This window comes from Actinokineospora pegani, assembly GCF_009745975.1.
Classification (GTDB): domain Bacteria; phylum Actinomycetota; class Actinomycetes; order Mycobacteriales; family Pseudonocardiaceae; genus Actinokineospora; species Actinokineospora pegani.
Genome location: NZ_WHOL01000057.1, coordinates 1 through 2,097, shown reverse-complemented (window position 1 = coordinate 2,097; position 2,097 = coordinate 1). Strand labels below are relative to the sequence as shown.

General features: G+C 74.5%; 2 protein-coding genes. Both read right to left on the bottom strand.

Going from position 1 to position 2,097, the window contains the following annotated elements:
- On the bottom strand, positions 1 to 904 hold a 904-nt coding region (locus GCL84_RS06310; RefSeq protein WP_197523050.1), incomplete at its 3' end, for a beta-ketoacyl synthase N-terminal-like domain-containing protein.
- A 24-nt stretch (positions 905 to 928) separates the two neighbouring features.
- On the bottom strand, positions 929 to 2,097 hold a 1,169-nt coding region (locus tag GCL84_RS06305; protein ID WP_156754414.1), incomplete at its 5' end, for a beta-ketoacyl reductase.

The following is a 2,097-nucleotide window of genomic DNA, read 5'->3' as shown; positions in this document are numbered from 1 at the left end:
GCGCGGTCAGGCCGTTGGACGCGCCGTCCTGGTTGACCGCCGAGCCCTTGATGACCGCGAGGATGCGCCGGTTGTCGCGCTGGGCGTCGGAAAGCTTCTCGAGCACGAGCACGCCGACGCCCTCGGACCAGCCGGTGCCGTCCGCGGCCGAGGAGAACGACTTGCAGCGGCCGTCGCCGGACAGGCCGCCCTGGCTGCCGAACTCGGCGAAGATCCCCGGGGTCGCCATGACCGCGACCCCGCCCGCGAGCGCCATCGTGCACTCGTCGGCGCGCAGCGCCTGGCAGGCCTGGTGCAGGGCGACCAGCGACGACGAGCACGCGGTGTCGACGGTGACCGCCGGGCCCTCCAGGCCCAGGGTGAACGCGACCCGGCCGGAGACGACGCTGCCGGTGGTGCCGGTGAGCAGGTAGCCGAGCGAGCCCTCGTCGAGGGTGTCGGGGTCCGGCCCGTACTCCGAGGAGCTGGCGCCGACGAACACCCCGGCCCGCGTCCCGCGCAGCGACCTCGGCGCGATCCCGGCGTCCTCGACGGCCTCCCAGGCGGTCGACAGCAGCCACCGCTGCTGCGGGTCCATGGCGACGGCCTCGCGCGGGGAGATGCCGAAGAAGTCCGCGTCGAACCCGCCCGCGTCGGTGATGAACCCACCGGGCGGGAAGTAGCCGCGGCCGCCGCCGTCCCAGCCCCGGTCGGCGGGGAACGGGCCGATGGCGTCGGTCCCGGCGGCGAGCATGTCCCACAGGCGCTCGGGGGTGTCGGCGCCGCCGGGGAACCGGCAGGCCATGCCGACGACGGCGATCGGCTCGCTGCCCGCCGCCTCGACCTCGCGCAGCCGGGTGCGGGCGCGGTGCAGGTCGGCGGTGACCCGCTTGAGGTAGTCGCGGAGCTGGTCCTCAGTCGCCATCGGTGCCTCGTCCGGTCGTCGCGTTCACAGGGTGCCCAGCGTGTTGTCGATGAAGTCGAACAAGTCGTCGTCGGAAGCCCCGCTGATCGCCTGCTCCGTCTCGTCCTGGAAGCCGTCCAGCAGGGCGTGCAGCCGGGTGGACAGCTCGGCGGCGGCGGCGCGGTCCAGGCGCGCGGTGGCCATGGCGGCCTCCAGGCGCTCCAGCTCGGGGAACACGGCGGGGGTCGCCGGGAGGTCCTGTCCGCCGAGTTCGCGGTGCAGGTGCTCGGCCAGGTCGGCGGGGGTGGGGTGGTCGAACACGACCGTGGCGGGCAGCCGCAGGCCGGTGGCGGCGGCGACCGCGTTGCGCAGCTCGACCGAGGTCAGCGAGTCGAACCCGATGTCCTTGAAAGCCTGGTCGGCGCCGACGGCGTGCGCGGACAGGTGGCCGAGGACCCCGGCGGCCTTCTCCCGCACCAGGTCGGTGAGCAGGTCCAGCCGCTCGTCGGCGCCCAGCCCGGCGAGCCGGTCGAGCACCCCGGTCACCGGGGCGGCGGCCGCCGCCTTCTGCCCGGCGGGGCGCACGAGCCCCTGCCACAGCGGCGGCACGGCCGCGCCCAGCTCCCGGCCCAGCGCGGCCAGGCGCACCGGAGCGGGGACGACCAGCGAGCGCTCGCTGTGCGCGGCGGTGTCGAACAGGGCCACGCCGAGATCGGGGGTGATCGTCCCGAGTGGACCGGTGGTGACCCGGGTGTTGCCGGTGGCCATGCCGGTGTCCCAGCCACCCCAGGCCAGCGACACCGCGGGCAGGCCCGCTGCGCGCCGGTCGTGGGCGAGGGCGTCCAAAGCCACGTTGGCGGCGGCGTAGTTGCCCTGCCCGGCGGCCCCCCAGATGCCGGAGGTGGAGGAGAACAGCACGAACCCGGCCAGGTCCATGTCCTTCGTCAGCTCATGCAGGTTCCGGGCACCGGTCACCTTGGGCGCCAGGACCCGCTCCAGGCGCTCCGGCGTCAGCGACCCGAGCGTGCCGTCGTCGAGCACACCCGCGGCGTGCACGACAGCGGTCAGCTCACGCCCCTCGATCGCCTTCGCCAACGACGCCTTATCCGTGACGTCCACACCCGCCCCGCGACTCACCGGCAGCACGTCGAACCCCTGCGCCGTCAAGTGATCCACCAGCAGCGACCCGATACCACCCGACGCACCAGTGACCA